Annotated in this window: 3 protein-coding genes; all 3 read right to left on the bottom strand. The window is 70.8% G+C overall.

Annotated elements, in window-relative coordinates:
- A partial coding sequence (locus tag VOI19_RS15720) for a M1 family aminopeptidase (protein ID WP_323793907.1) occupies window positions 1-1,571 on the bottom strand: 1,571 nt, incomplete at its 3' end.
- Between the two features lie 24 nt (window positions 1,572-1,595).
- On the bottom strand, window positions 1,596-2,249 hold the full coding sequence (locus VOI19_RS15725; RefSeq protein WP_323793908.1) for a CAP domain-containing protein: 654 nt from the start codon (window positions 2,247-2,249) through the stop codon (window positions 1,596-1,598).
- Between the two features lie 113 nt (window positions 2,250-2,362).
- On the bottom strand, window positions 2,363-4,032 hold a 1,670-nt coding region (locus VOI19_RS15730), incomplete at its 5' end, for an N-acetylmuramoyl-L-alanine amidase (protein WP_323793909.1).

A 4,032-nucleotide genomic window follows, 5' to 3' on the forward strand; every position in this document is an offset into this window, starting at 1 on the left:
GTCGCGTCGGGCACGTAGACGCCCCAGCTCTGCTCGTGCGGGTCGAGGACCAGTGCGTCGTCGGTGCCCGCGAGCTCGGCCGGGAGCGCGGTCTCCGACTGGTTGACCTCGAGCGGGACCTCGACGGCCTCACCGTCGGCCGGGAGGCGGAGGACGCGCATCGTGTGGGCTCGGTCGGCCGGGTGCTCGGCAGGAGGCGTGCGCAGCAGGATCGAGCGGTCGCGGTCGACGGTCAGCACGTCGGCACCCGCGGTGCGCAGCCACTGGTCGACGACTCCGGACAGGTCACCGGCGCCGGAGCGCTCCCAGCTCGCGAAGAGGTCGTGCATCGTGGCGTTGCCGAAGCGGTGGCGCGTGAAGTGGTCGATGGCCCCGGCGAAGAAGACGTCGTCACCCAGGGTCGTGGCGAGCTGCTTGAGGATGCTCGAGCCCTTGGCGTAGGAGATCCCGTCGAAGTTCTGGAGCGCGACGAGCGCGTCCTCGGCGCCGTTGCCGGCGACAGGGTGCGTGCTGGGGCGCTGGTCGGCGCCCAGGCCCCACTGCCGCCGTGACCAGGCGACGTTCGTCCACGCGTCGTCGTACTGCGTGACGTCGGCGGTGACGCGGTTGCCCATGTACTCGGCGAAGGACTCGTTGAGCCACAGGTCGTCCCACCACGCGGGGGTGACGATGTTGCCGAACCACTGGTGCGCCATCTCGTGGGCCACGGTGGTGGCGCGCTGGATGCGCTGCCCGCGCGTGACGCGGGTGTCGAAGACCATCTGGTCGCGGAAGGTGACGCAGCCCGGGTTCTCCATGGCACCGGCGTTGAACTCCGGCACGAAGGCCTGGTGGTAGTCGCCGAAGGGGTAGCGGATGCCGAAGAGGCGGTGGAACTCGTCGAAGCACTGCCCGGTCATCGTGAACAGCTCGTTGGCGTCGGCCTCGAGGGCGCCCGCCAGGCTCGCCCGGCAGCTGAGGCCGAGCGGGATCCCGTCGTGCTCCGAGCGGATCAGGTGGTAGGGCCCGGCGACCAGGGTCACGAAGTAGGTCGACAGCGGCTGCGTCGGACCGATCTCCCACTCACCCGGCTCGCCCTGGGTGGCCGGGGCGTTGCCGACGACGATCCAGTCGGTCGGGGCCGTCACGTGCATCGTGTACGGCGCCTTGAGGTCGGGCTGGTCGAAGCAGGCGAAGATCGTCGGGGCGGCGTCCATGAAGCTCATGCCGTAGACGTAGGCCTGGCCGTCGACCGGGTCGACGTGGCGGTGCAGGCCCTCGCCGTCGTTGCGGAACGGCATCACGGCCGAGACGACCAGCACGTTGGTGCCGGCGGTGGTCTCGAGCGGGAACCGACCACGCTCGAGGAGGTCGACGTCGAGGGTCTCGTCGTTGAGCCGCACGCTGGTGAGGTGGGTCGGCTTGAGGTCGACGAACGTCGGCCCGCCCTGGCTCTCGAACGTCAGCGTGGTGAGCGACGTGAAGGTCGCCTCGTCACTGGCGAGGTCGAGGGTCACGTCGTACGACGTGACGTCGAGGAGGTCGAAACGCGCACGCGCCTCGGTCTGACGAAGGCTCTGGGAGGCACTCACGCGCTCACCCTACGTAGTGCCTGTTCAGCGCCGACGGGGGTGGGCGAAGTCCTGCACCCAGTAGTGCCCGAAGGTCGACTTCCGGTGGAAGGCGTAGCCGAAGCCGACGTGGCGGAACTTGCTCATCAGCACCGTGCAGTGGCCCGGACTGGCCAGCCAGGCGGCGATCACGCTGGGGACGTCGTCGTACCCGGCACCGATGTTCTCGCCCCAGCGCGACCACGTGTAGCCGGCGGCCGAGATCCGGTCACCGGGGTCCTTGCCGTTGGGCGAGTCGTGCTCGAACCAGTCGTTGCGCGCCATCTTCCTGGCGTACTTGCGAGCGGCCTTGTTGAGCCGCTTGTTGGTCTTGAGCGGACCGACGGCCGGCATCAGCGTGGTGCCGCAGACGTGCGGCACCGACCGGACCACGTTGACCAGGCGCAGCATCCGGCGCAGAACCCTCACGAGTCCTGACTTCCGGTTGACGGTCGGCAACGGGACGACGCTGTCGACGACATCAGCGACGATGCCGCTGACAGCAGACGTGGGGCCGGGCCGTGCGGGGGCACCGCTCGTCTGGCTGGGGCCGGCGCCGACAGCGACCGGAGCCAACGGGACGAGCAGGAGAGTGATCGCGCACAGCGCGACGATGAGGGGAGACAGCAGCGAGCCTGCCGGGCGGGGGGACCTGGGCATCCCTCGACCCTGCCGTCCCGAAGGCCCTTCGCGAGGCGGAATCACGCCACGTCATCCCTTCGGCTAAATCTTCGTGGCCCGGAGTGACCAGGGAGCAGCGCCTCCGGGCTACTTCACTGCACCCTGATCGTCGTGGCCCCGGCGATCGAGGTGAATGACGGATCGCCGGGATAGGTCACCGTCACGGGGTAGTCACCGGCGCCGAGGCGACGGTGTCCTCCGAAGCGCGCAACGGCGCGGCCCTCCACCACGGCGACGGTCTTGAAGCGCTTGCCGACCCGTACGACGGCCTCCCCGCCGGGAGTGGGCGTGACCCCTTCCGGAGCGGTGAGGGTGACCGTGACGTTGCGCCTCGCACCGTCCGGGGAGACGACGAGAGCCGGCACAGCGCGCACGGGGCCGCGCGCGGGTGGCGTCTGCACGAGCGGTGTGCGGCCCTCGGCGGCGAGGGTCACCTCGCACGTGACCAGGCGCCCAACGTCCTGCGGTCGCACGACGTAGGTCTGGGCTCGGGCGCCACGGATCGCGCGGCCGTCACGCAACCAGCGGTACGACGGTGTGGCCGTGCTCGGGCGGTAGGTGCCGGGGTCGGCCGTCAGCTGGTCGCCGAGACGAGCCTCGGAGGCGCCCGCGCTGGCGTCGGAGTTCGACACCGTCGCCGATGACTCGGCGACCACCGCCGTCTCGGCGGCGGGACCCATCAACGCTGCGGTGCGCTGACGCACCTTCGGCAGCACGGCGTACAGGTTCTTGCCGGGGCAGGCGGTGTCGTTGGTGTCGCGATGCCCGTCGATGGTGGGGAGGTTGGCCACCTTGCCCGAGCTGTACTTGTCGCTGCCCTCCGAGCGCACGTTCACGCGGCCGAGCGGGTCGCGAGCGAACGGATCGAGCTTCCAGGCGGCCAGGGCTGCGATGGTCTCGAGCATGGCGTCGCTGGGTGTCGCGGTCTCGTAGTTGCCGATCGCTGCGATCCCGGTCGACTCCGCGTTGAAGCCGAGGGTGTGCGCGCCGCGCACCAGCTTGCTGGGTCCGCCGGCGCGCCCGACGTAGGCGACACCGAAGCGGTCGACGAGGAAGTTGTAGCCGATGTCGGACCAGCCCAGCGTGCGCGTGTGGTAGGCGTGCATGCCGCGGACGAGGGCGGGCACGTCGTCGCGCGCATAGGTGTTGGAGTTGACCGTGTGGTGAACGTGCACCTGGGTGATGGTGCCGACGTAGCGAGGGGCGCCGTTGTTGAGGGAGTTGTCCGCGCCCCACTGCTTGCGACCCACCAGGGCCGGTGCGGCGACGGGCTGGTCGGGCGATGAGCGGCGGCCCGCGGTCCGTCGCGCAGCCAGGCCGGCCAGGAACGGGTCGCCGGCACGCGCCTGCGGGTGGAACAGCACCAGCGCCGCGCCGGGCGGTCGTCGTCCGACGAGACGGACCTGCACGCCGTCGGCGCGACCGATCCACATCAGGTCGGTGCCGGCCCGCAAGGGTGCCTCCTGGCTCGCATCGGGGCCGTCGTGAAGGGTGGAAAGACGCACCCAGGCACCCCACGCGCCTGACTTCCGCGAACGCAGGTAGGCGGTCGGAGGCTCCTCGGTCAGCGGCCAGGTCAACGCCGCCATCGAGTGCGTGGACGTCGGCAGCTGCTGCGACTCCCACCGTCGGGGCGCCACGCGCGGGGCGACGTCGTCGCCGAGCGGCAGCGTCACGGACACCACGTCCGAACCTCCACTGGTCGCCAGGACGAGGCCGCGCTCGCGACCGGGGGAGTCGCCGTCCTCGCCCTCGGGCAGGA

It is taken from the genome of Nocardioides sp. (genome assembly GCF_034670285.1).
Lineage (GTDB): Bacteria > Actinomycetota > Actinomycetes > Propionibacteriales > Nocardioidaceae > Nocardioides.

What these genes read in the sequence shown, in the direction of transcription:
- VOI19_RS15725 (WP_323793908.1), bottom strand. Translation starts at nt 2,249, where the DNA reads ATGCCCAGGTCCCCCCGCCCGGCAGGCTCGCTGCTGTCTCCCCTCATC.